Source organism: Kitasatospora sp. McL0602 (assembly GCF_052076145.1).
Lineage (GTDB): Bacteria > Actinomycetota > Actinomycetes > Streptomycetales > Streptomycetaceae > Kitasatospora.
This window is the reverse complement of the sequence record NZ_CP197246.1, coordinates 4600253-4616362: the sequence shown is the minus strand read 5'-3', so window position 1 is coordinate 4616362 and position 16110 is coordinate 4600253. Positions and strand designations below refer to the sequence as shown.

At 73.5% G+C, this 16110-nt stretch carries 16 protein-coding genes; 4 read left to right on the top strand and 12 right to left on the bottom strand.

What is annotated here, in order from left to right; genetic code table 11:
• Positions 1-201 precede the first annotated feature (201 nt).
• Positions 202-1368, top strand: a complete 1167-nt coding sequence (locus tag ACR68M_RS21230) for a class I SAM-dependent methyltransferase (protein ID WP_441245681.1) — start codon at positions 202-204, stop codon at positions 1366-1368.
• On the opposite strand, the gene ACR68M_RS21225 is transcribed toward ACR68M_RS21230, so the two are convergent.
• The 5 genes from ACR68M_RS21225 to tsaB form a co-directional block, all read right to left on the bottom strand.
• Positions 1365-2267, bottom strand: coding sequence for a polysaccharide deacetylase family protein (locus tag ACR68M_RS21225; RefSeq protein ID WP_441245680.1), 903 nt, complete (start codon positions 2265-2267; stop codon positions 1365-1367). The genes ACR68M_RS21230 and ACR68M_RS21225 overlap by 4 nt on opposite strands.
• A gap of 77 nt (positions 2268-2344) precedes the next feature.
• A complete protein-coding gene (locus tag ACR68M_RS21220) occupies positions 2345-2605 on the bottom strand; it encodes a hypothetical protein (protein WP_441245679.1) in 261 nt (86 codons plus the stop codon).
• Positions 2602-3681, bottom strand: coding sequence for a tRNA (adenosine(37)-N6)-threonylcarbamoyltransferase complex transferase subunit TsaD (tsaD, locus tag ACR68M_RS21215; protein WP_441245678.1), 1080 nt, complete (start codon positions 3679-3681; stop codon positions 2602-2604). The genes ACR68M_RS21220 and tsaD overlap by 4 nt, the downstream gene beginning before the upstream one ends.
• On the bottom strand, positions 3674-4144 hold the full coding sequence (rimI, locus tag ACR68M_RS21210) for a ribosomal protein S18-alanine N-acetyltransferase (RefSeq protein ID WP_441251670.1): 471 nt from the start codon (positions 4142-4144) through the stop codon (positions 3674-3676). Before rimI ends, tsaD begins: the two co-directional genes overlap by 8 nt.
• Positions 4145-4164: 20 nt before the next feature.
• Positions 4165-4818, bottom strand: a complete 654-nt coding sequence (tsaB, locus tag ACR68M_RS21205; protein ID WP_441245677.1) for a tRNA (adenosine(37)-N6)-threonylcarbamoyltransferase complex dimerization subunit type 1 TsaB — start codon at positions 4816-4818, stop codon at positions 4165-4167.
• Between the two features lie 132 nt (positions 4819-4950).
• On the opposite strand from tsaB, the gene ACR68M_RS21200 reads away from it, so the two are divergent.
• Positions 4951-5526 (top strand): hypothetical protein, encoded by a 576-nt coding sequence (locus ACR68M_RS21200; protein WP_441245676.1) that lies wholly within the window; start codon positions 4951-4953, stop codon positions 5524-5526.
• 269 nt (positions 5527-5795) lie between these two features.
• On the opposite strand, the gene tsaE is transcribed toward ACR68M_RS21200, so the two are convergent.
• The 5 genes from tsaE to ACR68M_RS21175 form a co-directional block, all read right to left on the bottom strand.
• On the bottom strand, positions 5796-6296 hold the full coding sequence (gene tsaE, locus ACR68M_RS21195; protein ID WP_441245675.1) for a tRNA (adenosine(37)-N6)-threonylcarbamoyltransferase complex ATPase subunit type 1 TsaE: 501 nt from the start codon (positions 6294-6296) through the stop codon (positions 5796-5798).
• 23 nt (positions 6297-6319) lie between these two features.
• Positions 6320-7714 (bottom strand): alpha/beta fold hydrolase, encoded by a 1395-nt coding sequence (locus ACR68M_RS21190; RefSeq protein ID WP_441245674.1) that lies wholly within the window; start codon positions 7712-7714, stop codon positions 6320-6322.
• Positions 7711-8925 (bottom strand): alanine racemase, encoded by a 1215-nt coding sequence (gene alr, locus ACR68M_RS21185; protein WP_441245673.1) that lies wholly within the window; start codon positions 8923-8925, stop codon positions 7711-7713. Before alr ends, ACR68M_RS21190 begins: the two co-directional genes overlap by 4 nt.
• 116 nt (positions 8926-9041) lie before the next feature.
• A complete protein-coding gene (locus ACR68M_RS21180) occupies positions 9042-10535 on the bottom strand; it encodes an NAD(P)H-hydrate dehydratase (RefSeq protein ID WP_441245672.1) in 1494 nt (497 codons plus the stop codon).
• Positions 10536-10566: 31 nt separating this feature from the next.
• Positions 10567-10935, bottom strand: coding sequence for a holo-ACP synthase (locus ACR68M_RS21175; RefSeq protein WP_441245671.1), 369 nt, complete (start codon positions 10933-10935; stop codon positions 10567-10569).
• 139 nt (positions 10936-11074) lie between these two features.
• Between ACR68M_RS21175 and ACR68M_RS21170 the strand changes: the two genes are divergently transcribed.
• Positions 11075-11638, top strand: a complete 564-nt coding sequence (locus tag ACR68M_RS21170; RefSeq protein WP_441251669.1) for a Uma2 family endonuclease — start codon at positions 11075-11077, stop codon at positions 11636-11638.
• 33 nt (positions 11639-11671) lie between these two features.
• On the opposite strand, the gene glmS is transcribed toward ACR68M_RS21170, so the two are convergent.
• Positions 11672-13528: a glutamine--fructose-6-phosphate transaminase (isomerizing) gene (gene glmS, locus ACR68M_RS21165; protein ID WP_441245670.1), complete on the bottom strand. Its 1857-nt coding sequence runs from the start codon at positions 13526-13528 to the stop codon at positions 11672-11674.
• A 99-nt stretch (positions 13529-13627) separates the two neighbouring features.
• On the opposite strand from glmS, the gene coaA reads away from it, so the two are divergent.
• Positions 13628-14617: a type I pantothenate kinase gene (coaA, locus tag ACR68M_RS21160; protein ID WP_441245669.1), complete on the top strand. Its 990-nt coding sequence runs from the start codon at positions 13628-13630 to the stop codon at positions 14615-14617.
• A gap of 59 nt (positions 14618-14676) precedes the next feature.
• Here coaA and glmM read toward each other — a convergent pair whose 3' ends face one another.
• The gene (gene glmM / locus ACR68M_RS21155; RefSeq protein ID WP_441245668.1) at positions 14677-16041 is read right to left on the bottom strand and encodes a phosphoglucosamine mutase; all 1365 of its coding nucleotides are present in this window, start codon (positions 16039-16041) and stop codon (positions 14677-14679) included.
• Between the last annotated feature and the right edge of the window lie 69 nt (positions 16042-16110).

The following is a 16110-nucleotide window of genomic DNA, read 5'->3' as shown; positions in this document are numbered from 1 at the left end:
CGGAGATTACGGGGTTGTTCTTCAGGTAGTGGGCGATGTCTGCGTGCCTGCCGTCGCGGGGGTCAGGCACGCTCTACCGCGTTAGCACTCACCCGGTGGGGAGTGCCAGAAACGACCATAGGCCGCAGTTAGCACTCAGTCAACCAGAGTGCCAACGACGCGCCTGCGAATCGGCCGGGCGCGGGCGGGGACAATGGCCGGGTGGAGATCGAATCGTTCCGTGCCCTGCTGACCGACGAGGGCCAGGCCCTGCTCACCGAGCTGCATGACTTCGCGCCCGGCCAGGAGCTGGCGCTGGCCACCCGGCTGCGCCGGGACCACCCGGCCGAGCTGGTCTCCGCCGCGCTGGCCCAGGCCCGGCTGCGGCAGCGGGCGGCGGCGAAGTTCGGGGCGGACGCGGAGCGGATGTACTTCACCCCGAACGGGGTCGAGCAGGCGACCCGCCGCTCCGTGGCCGAGTGGCGGGCGGCCCGGTTCGCCGGGCTGGGCGTGCGGCGGCTGGCCGACCTCTGCTGCGGCATCGGCGGGGACGCGATCGCGCTGGCCCGCGCCGGGGTCTCGGTGCTCGCCGTCGACCGTGACCCGCTGACCTGCGAGGTGGCCGTCGCCAACGCGGCCGCGCTGGGGCTCGCCGAGCTGGTCGAGGTCCGCTGCGCGGACGTCGCCGAGATCGACGTGACGGGCTTCGACGCGGTCTTCACCGACCCGGCCCGCCGCACCACCAAGGGCAGGGTCTTCGACCCCGAGGCGTACTCCCCGCCGCTCTCCTGGGCCGTCGAGGCGGCCCGCCGCACGCCGTACGGCGCGCTCAAGGTCGCCCCCGGCATCCCGCACGGGCTCGTCCCGGCCGGCGCCGAGGCCGAGTGGGTCTCCGACCACGGCGAGGTCAAGGAGGCCGGGATCTGGTTCGGCACCGACTCCCCCGGCGCCTACCGGGCCACCCTGCTGCCGGGCCCGCACACCCTCGTCGGGGGCGCCCTCCCGGACCCGCCCGCCGGGCCCGTCAAGCGCTACCTGTACGAGCCGGACGGCGCGGCGATCCGGGCCCGGCTGCTGCCCGAGATCGCCGCCGCCACCGGCGGCACGCTGATCGACCCGATGATCGCCTACCTGACCTCCGACCGGCTGGTGCCGACCCCCTTCGCGCACGCCTACGAGCTCACCGACGTGCTCCCGTACAACGTCAAGAAGCTCAAGGCGCTGCTGCGGGAGCGCGCCGTCGGCACCGTCGTCATCAAGAAGCGCGGCATCGGCGTCACCCCGGAGGACCTCCGCCGCCAGCTCAAGCCCGCCGGCCCGAACACCGTGACGGTGATCCTCAGCCGCCTCGGCAACGGGCACCTGATGATGCTCGGGCAGCCGGTCTAGCCGACCGGTGGCTGGATGTAGTCCTCCAGGCGGGCGACGGCGAAGCCCTGCTCCTCGATCCGGCTGAGCAGCTCGCCGAACATCGCCGTCATGGTCTCGCCCTTGAGCTCCGACGGGCCGCGGAAGTGCGCCAGGATGATGTCCCCGGGCTTCAGCTTCTTGTCGGCGGCCTGGTACTGCATGTCGTGGATCTGCATCGACTCGCGCCAGAGCACGACCGCCCGGGGCCCGCACTCCTGCACGGCGGTGTTCAGCGACGGGGTGTTGGCACCGTCGCCGAACGGCGGGCGGAAGAGCAGCGGGGGCGTGCCGTACTGCTGGGTGAGCGCCGTCTGGTCGTCGCAGACCTCGGACTTCTGCTTCGCCGCCGAGATCTTGCTCATCTGCGGGTGGTCGACGGTGTGGTTCTGGATGTGGTTGCCGAGGGCCTGGAGCGGCTTGAAGTAGCCGTAGTTCCCCTTGACGATGTCCCGCGTCAGGAACATCGAGATCGGCACCTTCAGGTCGGTCAGCATCTCGACGAACTTCGGGTCCTTCTCGGCCCCGTCGTCGATCGTCACGAAGACGACCTTGTCCTTCGTCGGCACGTCGCTGAAGACCGGCACGGTGCCCGTCTTCGTCAGCTTGACCGGCTTGTCGGCGGGCGCCGCCGGGGCCTGCGGCAGCGGCTTGAGCCCCCACTTCGCCCAGGCGGCGGCCGAGACACCGCCACCCGCCGGGGCACCGGCCGAGCCGGACGGCGCGGTGGACGGCGCTGCGGACGCCGGAGAAGCGGCGTCGGCAGCGGTGGACGGCGTCGCGGCACCGGCCGCCTTGGCGGCCGCGGGGGTACTGGGCCCGCACCCCGTCACGGCGGTCACCGCGGCGAGCAGGGCCAGCGCCCCGGCGGCGTACGTCATCGTCCTGCTCTTCACGGTTCTCCCAGCGTCCGTCCAGCCAACTCTCGGGAAGAGACGCTACCGGGTGGGCATCCGGTTCACTCGACGTGCTCGCTGGTGAACGCCCAGCGGTGCACCGGCCGGGCGAGCAGCCCCGCCGGCGGGTCCGGGACGGGCACCGGCGGGCCCGACCACCAGGTGATCAGCAGCACCCGGTCGCCGGGCGCCGTGAGCAGCTCGGTGCGCAGCAGCCCGCCCGAGCCGCGTACGGCGGGCAGGGCCTCGGCGGTGGCCCAGGCTTGCAGGTCGGCGCCCCGGCCGTCGACGGCGCGTGCCTCCCACATCGCGGCGGTGGTCACCCGAGGGCCTGGTGCGCGGCGGCGTGGAAGTCAGTGTGGGGTACGGACACCTCGGTGACGGGCAGCGAGGAGTCGGCGGACAGGTCGAGCGAGGACGGCGTGCGGTTGCGCCAGACCATCTCGGAGCCGAGCGCGGCGACCATCGCGCCGTTGTCGGTGCACAGGCCCGGCCGGGGCACCCGCAGCACGATGCCGGCCTTGTCGCAGCGCTGCTGGGCCATCTCGCGCAGCCGCGAGTTGGCGGCGACGCCGCCGCCGATCATCAGATGGTCGACGCCGTTGTCCTTGCAGGCCCGGACGGCCTTGCGGGTCAGCACGTCGGTGACGGCCTCCTGGAAGGACGCGGCGACGTCGGCGATCGGCACCTCCTCGCCCGCGCGGCGCTTGGCCTCGACCCAGCGGGCGACGGCCGTCTTCAGGCCGGAGAAGGAGAAGTCGTACGCCGGGTCCTTGGCGCTGCTCAGGCCGCGGGGGAAGGCGATCGCCTTCGGGTCGCCCTCGCGCGCCCTGCGGTCGACCACCGGGCCGCCGGGGAAGCCGAGGCCGAGCACCCGGGCGACCTTGTCGAATGCCTCGCCCGCCGCGTCGTCGATGGTCGCGCCGAGCGGGCGGACGTCGGTGGTGATGTCGGAGCTGAGCAGCAGCGAGGAGTGCCCGCCGGAGACCAGCAGCGCCATCGTCGGCTCGGGCAGCCGCCCGTGCTCCAGCTGGTCGACGCAGATGTGCGAGGCGAGGTGGTTGACGCCGTAGAGCGGCTTGTCGAGCGCCCAGGCGTACGCCTTCGCCGCGCTGACGCCGACCAGCAGGGCACCGGCGAGGCCGGGCCCGGCGGTGACGGCGATGCCGTCCAGGTCGCTCGCCTTGACCCCGGCGGTGTCCAGCGCGCGCTGGATGGTCGGGATCATCTCCTCCAGGTGCGCCCGGCTGGCGATCTCGGGCACGACGCCGCCGTACCGGGCGTGGTCGTTGACGCTGGAGGCGACCGCGTCGGCGAGCAGGGTGGTGCCTCGGACGATGCCGACGCCGGTCTCGTCGCAGGAGGTCTCGATGCCGAGGACGAGCGGTTCGTCAGCCATTCTGGGGGTCCTTCAGATCGTGTGCAGGGTGTTCGAGGCGCATGACGAGCGCGTCCACGTCGGCGGGCTGGTAGTAGCCGGGCCGGATGCCGATGGTCTCGAAGCCGAAGCGCTCGTAGAGGTGCTGGGCGCGCGGGTTGTCGGCCCGGACCTCCAGCAGCAGTTCCTCGCAGCCGCGCCGGGCCGCCTCGGTGATCAGGTCGGTGAGCAGCGCGGCGCCGAGGCCCGCGCCCTGGAAGTCCCGGTCGACGGCGATGGTCTGCACGTCGCCCTCGACGCCGATGGCCATCAGCCCGGCGTAGCCGACGATCGCGCCGTCCGGCGCGGCGGCGACGGTGTAGTGCCGGGTGCCGCCCGGGTGGGTCTCGGCCAGCTCGGACCAGTACATGCCGTGGGACCAGGCGTCCTCGGGGAAGAGCCGCAGCTCCAACTCCATCACCGGGTCGATGTCCCACCAGCGCATCGGGCGCAGCGTCACCGCAGTCACGCGGGCAGCACCGCCTTGTAGCCCGCGGGGACCTGCGCATCGGGCCGGCGCAGGTAGAGCGGCAGGTTCGGCAGCAGCTCGCGCCCGGCGGCCAGCTCGGCGGCGGCGAAGGCCGCCAGCGCCCCGGCCGAGACGTGCTCGGGGCCCTGCGCGCCGGGGAAGCTGTCGGGGTAGAGCAGCGCACCGGCGCCGACGGCCTGCGGCTCGGGCGTCAGCTCGGCGGGGCGGTCCACCTCGGGCCCGGTGACGCGGCGGCCGTCGGCGTCGTACGAGGCCCAGTAGACCTCCTTGCGCCGGGCGTCGGTCGCGACCGTGAACGGGCCGGTGAGCCCCTGGGCGCGGGCCTGGTGAGCAATGGCGTCGAGCGTGCAGACGCCGTACACGGGCAGGCCGAGGGCGTGGCCGAGCGCGGCGGCGGTGACCAGGCCGACGCGCAGCCCGGTGTACGGGCCGGGCCCGACGCCGACGGCGATGCCGGTCAGCTCCCGCTTGTCGACACCCGCCGTCCGGAGCACGTGGTCGACGGTGGGGAGCAGCAGCTCCCCGTGCCGTCTGGCATCCACCTCGTAGGACTCGGCCAGGACGGCCGAACCGTCGTGGACGGCGGCGGTGACGGCAGGGGTTGCGGTGTCGAACGCGAGCAGCAGCACGGGTCCAGATTAGAGGGTCGGGGGGATCGGCATTTCGTACTGCCCCGGAACACACGTACGGAGCGGTCCGTCGGCGGGTGGCAGACCTGGCACGATGGGCGGGAAGCAACGCCGACGGTGGGAGCGCACGTGGTGAGGACGCGTCCTGGAGTGGTGGTCAGCTGCCTGACCGCCGGAGCGCTGGCGGTGGTGGCCCTGCTGGCCGTCCAGGCCAACGGCGCCGCGACCGAGGCGGTCGCCGCCAAGCCCTCGGCGAGCCCGTCCGCCTCCCCGTCGCCGAGCCCCGACCCGACCCAGGCGCTCGCCGCACTGCCCGCGAGCTCCGGCAGCGGCCGCCGGGTCGTCTACTCCACCGGCACCCACCAGGTCTGGCTGGTCGACCCGAAGAAGACCCCGCCGGTCCAGGCCACCTTCCGCGTCACCCCGGGCACGGTCGAGCCGCTGCCCGGCAGCTACGCGGTCTACAGCCGCACGGCGGCGGGCAGCGGCACCGACGACCGCCCGATCGAGCACGTCGTCCGCTTCCTCCAGCAGAACGGCACCGTCTTCGGCTTCAGCGCCCTCGTCGACCCGGCAGCGAGCCCGACAGCCACACCCTCCCCGGACGCCTCCCCCAAGAAGACCGGCGGCATCCGCAGCGCCCGCCCGGACGGCCAGCTGCTCTGGGACTTCGCCCCGAACGGCACCCGCGTAACCGTCATCCCTTAGCCGCGCACGAGCCCAGGGGCGCGAGGCCCTGCTCAATCAACTGCGTGCGCGAGGCGGTAGGTGCGGGCCCGTATCTCCCGTTTTCGCGCACGCAGTTGATGCGCAGGGCCCCGCGCCCCTGGGGGGCGGAGTTGAGACAGCTACGGCCGCCGCACAGGCGGCCAGGACGTCACGGACGGGGGTGGTGCTCTGCATCACGCCTCCTAGTTAGGCATACCTAACCTTCGGGCCCATCCCATCACGCGGGGCCGCCGCCCGCAATACCCTCCTCAGGCGTCACCCAATACGGTGAGATCCACGCCGTCCCAGCGGGTGCCGAGGCCGGAGAGCGTCACCCCGCGCGGGTCCGAGTCGTCCTCGGCCGTGCCGCCGATGGCACGCTCGATCCGGATCTCCAGGCGGTCGTCGCTCAGCTGCTCGACCTTGCCCTCACCCCACTCGACGACGACCACCGACTCCGGCAGCGAGACGTCGAGGTCGAGGTCCTCCATCTCGTCCAGCCCGCCGCCCAGGCGGTAGGCGTCCACGTGCACCAGCGCCGGGCCGCCGCTCAGCGAGGGGTGCACCCGGGCGATCACGAAAGTCGGCGAGGTCACCGCGCCGCGCACGTCGAGCCCGACGCCCAGGCCCCGGGTGAGGGTGGTCTTGCCCGCGCCGAGCTCGCCGGAGAGCAGCACCAGGTCGCCCGGCCGCAGCAGGGCGGCGAGCTCCCGGCCGAGCCGGTTCATCCGCTCCGGCGTGTCGACGGTGACGGTGGTCTGGGAACCCATCGGGGCGTCCTTCCTCGGATCTGTCATTCCTCGTGCGCTTCCTCGCCCGGTGCCGCCGTGGCCGTGCCCGCCGCCAGCGCCGCGACGCCCGGCGGCAGCTCCGCCGCACCTGCGTACGCCGCCGCCCGCAGCAGCAGCCCCGCCAGCCGCTGGTCGACCAGCTCGGGGCGCTCCAGCATCACCAGGTGGCCCGCGTCCGGTACGAGGCACAGCTCGGCGCCGGGCAGCGCCCGCGCGATCGCCTCGCTGTGTTCAGGCGGGGTGAGCAGGTCCTTCGTGCCGGCCAGCACGAGCACCGGCAGGCCGGTCATCGCCGCGAGGGCGGCGGTCTTGTCGTGGGCGCCGAAGGCCGGGTAGAACTCGGCGACCACGTCGATCGGGTTGGCGTCCAGCAGCTGTTCGGCGAAGCGCGCGACGGCCGGGTCTATGTCCTTCGAGCCGAACGAGAACCGGCGGTAGAAGATGCTCGTGACCTCCGAGCCGATCCGCTTGCCCGCCTCCACCAGCTCGACCTGACGGCCCAGCAGCCGCACCACCCCCGGGGCCAACCGCTTCAGCAGCTTCGCGGTACCGGCGGGCAGGCCGAGCGTGACGGAGTTCCAGTCGCTCGCCAGGGTGCCGACCAGCGCGACCCCGGCGACCCGCTCCCGGAACAGCTCCGGGTGCTGGTCGGCCAGCGCCATCACCGTCATGCCGCCCATCGAGTGGCCGACCAGCACGATCGGGCCCTCCGGTGCGACGGCGTCGATCACGGCCTTGAGGTCGCCGCCCAGCTGGTCGATGCTCGCGGGCTCACCGGCCAGGTACGAGCGGGAGCGCTCGGAGCGGCCGTGGCTGCGCTGGTCCCAAAAGACCAGCCGCATGCCCTCGCGGAACGCGGCCCGCTGGAAGTGCCAGCTGTCCTGACTCAGGCAGTAGCCGTGGCAGAACACCACCGTCAGCGGCGCGGCCACCGGCCCGTCGGGGCTCCCGAAACCCCGGCGGCTGCCCGCCCGCACCAGCGCCCCGGAGCCCGCCAGCAGGCCCGGCAGCCCGGCCCGGTCCACCGGCGGGTCGGTACGACGCCGGGTGAACCAGCCCCGCCGGGTCGGCATCCCGGCCGGCGGCTCCTCCACCGGCCCCGGCCAGCCCGTCCCGTCCAGTTCGACCGCCAGCCCGGTGCCGTCCGGCGCGGCCACGGTGCGCGGACGGCCGCGCAGCGACCCGTACGAGGCGGCCGCGCCCACCTCCTCGGCCGCCCGGCGGCGCATCGCCCGGCCGACCGTCAGCCGCTCCACCGCGACGCCCGCCGCAGCACCGGCAGCCACCACACCGACCGAGATGCCGATCAGCCCGGCCCGGCTCACGCCCGCCGAGGCCGTCCCCGCAGCCCGCGCGACGGCGGCCACCGGGCCGCCCCCGGCCGACGACTCGCTCATGGCCTGCGCTCGCTGCCGCCCGCGTCCCCGCTGTCGAGGCCGCCCACGTACCGGCGGGGCACCCGGGCCCCGATCCGGGTCACGATCTCGTAGCTGAGGGTGCCGCAGGCCAGCCCCCAGTCCTCCGCCGTCGGCTCGCCGTGTTCGCCGTTGCCGAAGAGCAGCACCTGCTCGCCGACCTCGGGCGTGTCGCCACCGAGGTCCACCACGAACTGGTCCATCGCCACCCGCCCGGCCACCGTCCGCCACTTGCCCGCGATCTGCACCGGGCCGGTGCCGCTGGCGTGCCGCGGGATGCCGTCGGCGTACCCGACCGGCACCAGGCCGAGCGTGGTCTCCCCCGGCGTCGTGTAGTGGTGCCCGTAACTGACGCCGTGGCCGCCCGGCACCCGCTTCACCAGCGCCAGCCGCGCCGTCAGCGCCATCACCGGCCGCAGCCCGAAGTCCGCCGGGGCCCCTACCTCCGGCACCGGCGACAGCCCGTACATCGCCAGGCCGGTCCGGACCATGTCGTAGTGCGACTGCGGCAGCGTCAGCGTCGCCGGGGAGTTCGCCAGGTGCCGCACCTCGGGGCGGACCCCGGCGCCCTCGGCGTACGCCAGCGCGGCGGCGAAGCCGTCCAGCTGCGCCTGGATCGACGGGTGGCCCGGCTCGTCGGCGGCGGCGAAGTGCGACCAGAGGCCGACGACGGTGATCAGCCCCTCGGACTGCGCCCGCAGCGCGGCGGCCACCAGCTCCGGCCAGTCGTGCGGCTGGCAGCCGTTCCGCCCCAGCCCGGTGTCGGCCTTCAGATGCGCCCGCCCCGGCACGCCCGTCTCCCGGACGGCCGCCAGCAGTTCCTCCAGCGCCCACAGCCCGCTCACCGAGATGTCGACCTGCGCCCGCAGCGCGGCGGCCCACGGCCCGCCCGGCGTCCACAGCCAGCACAGCACCCGGGCCTGCTCCGGCCCGATGCCCGCCGCCCGCAGCGCGAGCGCCTCCTCCGGCGTGGCCGTCCCCAGCCACCGCACCCCGGCGGCCACCGCCTCCCGGGCACACCGGACCGCACCGTGGCCGTAGGCGTCCGCCTTGACCACAGCCATCAGCTCGGAGCCGCCGGTACGCGCCCGCAGCGCCGCGAGGTTCTCCCGCAGGGCGCCCAGATCGATGGTCGCCTCCGCACGGACCCCGCCGGTGAGGAGGGCCGTCCCGGTCGTGTTCGCAGTTGTCATCGCGCACCAGTCTCCCAGATCCCCGACCAGCCCCGAGCAGGGGCGAGCAACTGTGACCGCCTACAGAAACCACAGCAGGGGCGCGAGGAACTGCGCGATCAACCGTGCACCACCCGTCACTCCCGTCTCGCGCAGTTCCCCGCGCCCCTGTTGGGCTGGCCAGATGTGTGAAGTTCGCCAAGAACCCCGCGCCAAGCCCCCGACAGGGCCGAAGCCACGTCCAGCGAGGTCACCGGCACCCCCACGGCCGCCGCCGCCCGCCCGGCGAGCCCGTGCAGGTACGCCGCCACCGAGGCGGCGTCCAGCGGGGCGAGCCCGGCAGCCAGCAGCGAACCCGCAAGCCCGGCCAGGACGTCGCCGCTGCCCGCCGTCGCCAGCCAGGGCGTACCGGTCGGGTTGACCCGGGCCCGGCCGTCGGGGGTGGCGACCACCGTCGTGGAGCCCTTGAGCAGCACCGTCGCGCCGTACGCCACCGCGAGCCGCCGCGCCGTGGCCAGCCGCGCGGCGGCCAGCGCCGACGCCGTCGGGGGCACGCCGCCGAGGACCCCGGCCAGCAGCCGGGCGGCCTCCCCGGTGTGCGGGGTGAGCAGCAGCGGTGCGTCCCGCACGCCGGGCCCGCACCGGGCCAGCTCGGTCAGCCCGTCCGCGTCGACCAGCGCCGGCACGCCCGAGTCCAGCACCTCCCCGAGCGCCTCGCCGGCCCCGGCGCCGGAGCCCGGCCCGACCACCCAGGCCTGCACCCGCCCGGCGGTGGCAGGCCCGCCGCCGGTGACCAGCACCTCCGGGTGCCGCCGCACCACTTCGTCCGCCGCCGCCCCGACGTACCTGACCGCCCCGGCACCGCCCCGCAGCGCCCCGGCGACCGCCAGCAGTGCCGCCCCGGGGTACTGCGCCGACCCGGCGGCCACGCCGACGACGCCGCGCCGGTACTTGTCGCTCTCGGCGCCGGGCGCAGGCAGCAGCGCGGCCACGTCCGCGTGCTGCAGCACCTCGACGGGCGCGGGCCCGAGCCGCAGCCCGAGGTCGACGAGGTGCAGCACCCCGGCGTACTCCGCCCCGGGGTCGACGAACAGACCCGGCTTGTACGCGCCGAAGCAGACCGTCACGTCGGCCCGCAGCGCGACGCCCGGCACCTCGCCGGTGTCCGCGTCGACCCCGCTCGGCAGGTCCACCGCGACGACCGTGCCCCGCCGCTCCATCGCCGCGTACGGCCGCGCCTCGGGCCGCAGGCCGCCCCGGCCTCCGATCCCGACGATCCCGTCCAGCACCAGGTCGGCCCGCGCGAACTCCCCCTGATCGTCCGTCACCCGCCCGCCGGCCCGCCGCAGCTCGGCCAGCCCACCGGCGTGCTCCCGCCCGGGGGCGAGCAGCAGCGCCCGTACGGAGGCCCCGCGCCGCGCCAGCCTGGCCCCCGCGTACAGGGCGTCGCCGCCGTTGTCACCACTGCCCGCGAGCACCAGCACCCGGCTGCCGTAGACCTTCGGCAGCAGCTTGGCGCAGACGGCGGCGAGCCCGGCGGCAGCCCGCTGCATCAGCGCCCCCTCGGGCAGCCGCGCCATCAACTCGGCCTCGGCGGCCCGGACCTGCTCGACCGTGTAAGCGTGGCGCACTACGCCCTCCCTGGGCTCGATCGGGCTCGGATCAGCCTTCGGCGATCACCACAGCCGACGCTACGCCCGCGTCGTGGCTGAGCGACACGTGCCACGACCGGACACCCAGCTCGGCGGCCCGCGCGGCGACCGTCCCGCTCACCTTCAGCACCGGCTGCCCCGACGCCTCCGTGCACACCTCGGCATCCGTCCACCGCAACCCGGGGGGCGCCCCGAGCGCCTTCGCCAGGGCCTCCTTCGCCGCGAACCGCGCCGCCAGCGAGGCGATCCCCCGCCGCTGCCCGGACGGCAGCAGCAGCTCCCCCTCCACGAACAGCCGCTCGGCCATCCCCGGCGTACGCTCCAACGCCGCCCCGAACCGCTCGATCTCCGCGACGTCGATCCCGACCCCGATGATCACTGTGCCCTCCAACCGTCGCCCCGGACCTTACGGCACACTTTCGGGTGAGAACCGCTTCGAGCCCCGTCCGGTCACGGTCCGTGCCCCTAGCCTTTCGCGTGGCACAGACCGAGCAGGAGGGAGAAGGGCCATGGTCGCCATGCCAGCCGTCGAGCACCCCCTGAACACTGAGGACGACATCCTCAGGACGTTTCTGGAGCTGAAAACCCCGCTGGGCTTCAAGGCGGAACTCATCGAAGGGGAGATCGTCGTGACCCCACCGCCGGACGGCGACCACGAGGATGCGATCGCACGGTTCGCCCGCGCTGTCGCGCGTGAGGCCGCCGAGGAGTTGTACGTGAGCGGCGGAAAGGGGTTGATCACTCCAGGCGGCAGGTTCATCCCCGACGCCGCAGTTGCGCCGGTCGGCCACTTCAGCGCGCAGGACGCGTGGGCGGACCCGGCCGGAGTCGCATTGGTCCTGGAAGTGACGTCGACGAACCCCGGCAGGGACCGCGAGCAGAAGCGCCGAGGCTACGCCGCCGCCACCATCCCCCTCTACCTGCTGGTCGACCGCAGCGAGGCCAAGGTCACCCTCTACTCCGACCCCGAGAACGGCGGCTACTCGACCCACACCCAGGTGCCGTTCGGCAAGCCGCTCGACCTGCCTGCGCCGTTCTCCTTCACCCTCGACTTCACCCTCGACACCGGCCCCCTGCGCTGATGCGACAGGGGGCCGGGCGGCAGGGCGGTCGTACTACTCGACGGTGACCGACTTGGCCAGGTTGCGGGGCTGGTCGACCTCGTGGCCCTTGGCGGTGGCCAGCTCGCAGGCGAAGACCTGGAGCGGGACGGTGGAGACCAGGGGCTGGAGCAGGGTCGGGGTGGCGGGGATGCGGATCAGGTGGTCGGCGTACGGGACGACGGCCTCGTCGCCCTCCTCGGCGATCACGATCGTGCGGGCGCCACGGGCCCGGATCTCCTGGATGTTGGAGACGATCTTGTCGTGCAGGATCGAGCGGCCCTTGGGGGACGGCACGACCACGACGACCGGCAGGCCCTCCTCGATCAGGGCGATCGGGCCGTGCTTGAGCTCGCCGGCCGCGAAGCCCTCGGCGTGCATGTACGCCAGCTCCTTGAGCTTGAGCGCACCCTCCAGCGCGACGGGGAAGCCCACGTGGCGGCCGAGGAAGAGCACCGACTTGGCGTCGGCCAGCGAGCGCGCCAGCTCCCGCACCGGCTCCATCGTCTCCAGCACCTCCTCGATGAGCTTCGGCGCGTCGCCGAGCTCACGGATGATGGTGAAGATCTCGTCGCCCCACTTGGTGCCGCGGACCTGGCCCAGGTAGAGCGCGACGAGGTAGCAGGCGACCAGCTGGGTCAGGAACGCCTTGGTCGACGCGACGGCGACCTCGGGCCCGGCGTGGGTGTAGAGCACCGCGTCGGACTCGCGCGGGATGGTCGAGCCGTTGGTGTTGCAGATCGCCAGCACCTTGGCACCCTGCTCGCGGGCGTGCCGCAGCGCCATCAGGGTGTCCATCGTCTCGCCGGACTGCGAGATGGCGATGACCAGCGTCCGGCCGTCGAGGATCGGGTCGCGGTAGCGGAACTCCGAGGCGACCTCGACCTCGCAGGGGATGCGGGTCCAGTGCTCGATCGCGTACTTGGCGATCATGCCCGCGTGGAAAGCGGTGCCGCACGCGATGATGACGACCTTGTCGACCTCGCGCAGCGCGGAGTCGGAGATCCGCAGCTCGTCCAGGGTCAGGCGCCCGTCGGTGCCGATCCGGCCGAGCAGGGTGTCGGCGACGGCCTTCGGCTGCTCGGCGATCTCCTTGAGCATGAAGTAGTCGTAGCCGCCCTTCTCGGCGGCCGAGGCGTCCCAGTCGACGTGGTACTCGCGCACCTCGGCGGGGGTGCCGTCGAAGTTGGTGACGGTCACACCCTCGCGGCGCAGCTCGACGACCTGGTCCTGACCCAGCTCGACGGCCTCGCGGGTGTACGCGATGAAGGCGGCGACGTCCGAGGCGAGGAAGTTCTCGCCCTCGCCGCGCCCGACCACCAGCGGCGAGTTGCGGCGTGCACCGACGACCACGTCCGGGGCGTCCGCGTGCACGGCGACGAGCGTGAAGGCGCCGTCCAGCTGCCGGCAGACCGCCCGCATCGCCTCGGCGAGGTCACCCTCGTACGCCTCGCCCAGCAGGTGGGCGACGACCTCGGTGTCGGTCTCCGACCGGAGGGTGTGGCCGCGCTCGGCGATCTCCGCGCGGAGCTGCGCGAAGTTCTCGATGATGCCGTTGTGCACGACGGCCACGCGGCGGGTGTCGTCCAGGTGGGGGTGGGCGTTGGCGTCCGTCGGGCCGCCGTGGGTGGCCCAGCGGGTGTGGCCGATGCCGGTGGTGCCGCCGGGGAGAGGGGTCTCGGCGAGCGACTTCCGGAGGTTGGCGAGCTTGCCCGCCTTCTTGTCGGTGGCGAGGCTCCACTGCCCGTCGGCGCCTCGCGTCTGCACCGCGACACCGGCCGAGTCATAGCCCCGGTACTCCAGTCGCGACAGACCTGCGATCACTACATCAAGGGCTGAGGATGAGCCCACATATCCTACGATTCCGCACATGCGAGCAGCATATGCGGGGTAGGACTTCACCCTCACCACGCCGGTGGCAACGCCTAGTGACCGATACCACAGCGCCTACCACAGCGGGGACGGCCCACAATGGACCACGTGCTGACCGAACTCTGTACGCGGGGCGTCCAGTCGCCCACCCCCTCCCCGTACGTGGATCTGAGCCGCGCCGAGTGGAGTGCTCTGCGCGAGCGCACCCCGCTGCCGCTCTCCGCCGCCGAGGTCGAGAAGCTACGAGGTCTGGGCACCGCGCTCGACCTGGACGAGGTGCGGGACGTCTACCTGCCGCTCTCCCGGCTGCTCAACCTCTACATCCACGCCACCCATGAGCTGCGCGGCGCCGTCGGCACCTTCCTGGACACCCAGGACACCGAGCAGACCCGCACCCCGTTCGTGATCGGCGTCGCCGGGTCCGTCGCGGTCGGCAAGTCCACCACCGCCCGCCTGCTCCAGGCCCTGCTGGCGCGCTGGCCCGAGCACCCCCGGGTCGAGCTGGTCACCACCGACGGCTTCCTGCTCCCCAACGCCGAGCTGCGCCGCCGGGGCCTGATGGCCCGCAAGGGCTTCCCCGAGTCGTACGACCGCCGGGCGCTGCTGCGCTTCGTCGCGGACGTGAAGGCGGGCAAGGACCGGGTCTCGGCGCCGGTCTACTCGCACCTGGTGTACGACATCGTGCAGGACGAGCGGCTCGTCGTGGAGCGTCCCGACATCCTGATCGTCGAGGGGCTGAACGTGCTGCAGCCCGCCCTGCCGGGCACCGACGGCCGCACCCGCCTGGCGGTGGCCGACTTCTTCGACTTCTCGATCTACGTCGACGCCCGCACCGACGACATCGAGCGCTGGTACCTGGAGCGCTTCCGCAAGCTGCGCGACACCGCGTTCCTCGACCCGAGCTCGTACTTCCGCCGCTTCACCGAAGTCCCGGAGGAGGAGGCGCTGGAGTACGGCCGGCAGGTCTGGCGCACCATCAACAAGCCCAACCTGCTGGAGAACGTGCTCCCCAACCGGGGCCGCGCCAACCTGATCCTCCAGAAGGGCGCCGACCACAAGGTCCGGCGAGCACTGCTCCGCAAGCTCTAGTTGCACGACCAGGGGCGCGGGGCGCAGCCGGAAGGCTGTGCCCCGCGCCCCTGGTCAGGTCAGCCCAGGTACGTCCGGACCGCTTCCGCGAGCCGCTCGGCGACGGCCTTCGCCTGGACCTGGTCCGCGGCCTCGACCATCACGCGGACCAGCGGCTCGGTGCCGGACGGCCGCAGCAGGACGCGCCCGGTGGAGCCCAGCTCCTCCTCGGCCTCCTTGACGGCCGCCGCGAGCTCGGCGCAGGTCGTGACCCGGGACCTGTCGACGCCCTTGACGTTGATCAGCAGCTGCGGCAGCCGCGTCATCACGGCGGCGAGGTCGGACAGCGGCTGCTTGGTGGCGGCCAGCCGGGCGCCGAGCATCAGGCCGGTCAGGGTGCCGTCGCCGGTGGTCGCGTGGTCGAGCAGGATGACGTGGCCGGACTGCTCGCCGCCGAGGGCGAAGCCGTGCTGCTTCATCTCCTCCAGCACGTAGCGGTCGCCGACGGCGGTCTGGACGAGCTCGATGCCCTCGCGCTCCATCGCCAGCTTGAAGCCGAGGTTGGACATCACGGTCGCGACGGCGGTGCCGCGACGCAGGGTGCCGGCCTCCTTCATCGCGACGGCGAGGATCGCGAGGATCTGGTCGCCGTCGACCTCCTCGCCGTCGGCGTCGGCGGCCAGGCAGCGGTCGGCGTCGCCGTCGAGGGCGATGCCGAGGTCGGCCCGGTGCTCCTTCATCGCGGCCTGGAGCTTGTCCAGGTGGGTGGAGCCGACGCCCTCGTTGATGTTGAGGCCGGTGGGCTCGGCGCCCAGGGTAAAGACGACCTCGGCACCGGCGCGGGCGAAGGCCTCGGGGGCGACACGGGCGGCGGCGCCGTGCGCGCCGTCGATGACGACCTTCACGCCGTCGAGGCGGTTCGGGAGCACGGCGACGAGGTGGGCGACGTACTTGTCGAAGCCCTCGGTGTACTGGCGGACGCGGCCGACGGCGGCGCCGGTCGGGCGCTTCCAGTTCTCGTCCCCGACGCCGTAGCGGGCGTAGTGGGCCTCGATGGCGTCCTCGATGGTGTCGTCCAGCTTGTGGCCGCCACGGGCGAGGAACTTGATGCCGTTGTCGGGCATCGCGTTGTGGCTGGCGGAGAGCATCACGCCGAAGTCGGCGCCGAGCGCGCCGGTGAGATACGCCACAGCGGGGGTCGGCAGCACGCCGACCCGCAGCACGTCGACGCCGGCGCTGGCCAGGCCGGCGATCACGGCGGCCTCCAGGAACTCTCCGGAGGCGCGCGGGTCACGGCCGACCACCGCGACCGGGCGGTGCCCGTCGAAAGCACCGGCATCGCCGAGCACATGCGCTGCGGCCACCGAGAGGCCCAGCGCCAGTTCGGCGGTCAGGCCCTCGTTGGCCACACCGCGCACACCGTCCGTACCGAAGAGTCGTCCCACTGTCTGGCCTTCCGTGTCCTGCTGCCCACTACCCGGATCATCGCTCCCCCCGCCCTTCTCGAAAAGGAG

Bases quoted from the DNA above. Each gene is read 5' to 3' on its own strand.
- ACR68M_RS21225 (WP_441245680.1), bottom strand. From the start codon at position 2,267: ATGACGTACGCCGCCGGGGCGCTGGCCCTGCTCGCCGCGGTGACCGCC.
- coaA (WP_441245669.1), top strand. From the start codon at position 13,628: ATGGACCACGTGCTGACCGAACTCTGTACGCGGGGCGTCCAGTCGCCC.
- ACR68M_RS21170 (WP_441251669.1), top strand. From the start codon at position 11,075: ATGCCAGCCGTCGAGCACCCCCTGAACACTGAGGACGACATCCTCAGG.
- tsaE (WP_441245675.1), bottom strand. From the start codon at position 6,296: ATGGGTTCCCAGACCACCGTCACCGTCGACACGCCGGAGCGGATGAAC.
- alr (WP_441245673.1), bottom strand. From the start codon at position 8,925: ATGACAACTGCGAACACGACCGGGACGGCCCTCCTCACCGGCGGGGTC.
- ACR68M_RS21190 (WP_441245674.1), bottom strand. From the start codon at position 7,714: ATGAGCGAGTCGTCGGCCGGGGGCGGCCCGGTGGCCGCCGTCGCGCGG.
- rimI (WP_441251670.1), bottom strand. From the start codon at position 4,144: ATGCGCTGGTGGGACATCGACCCGGTGATGGAGTTGGAGCTGCGGCTC.
- glmS (WP_441245670.1), bottom strand. From the start codon at position 13,528: ATGTGCGGAATCGTAGGATATGTGGGCTCATCCTCAGCCCTTGATGTA.
- tsaD (WP_441245678.1), bottom strand. From the start codon at position 3,681: ATGGCTGACGAACCGCTCGTCCTCGGCATCGAGACCTCCTGCGACGAG.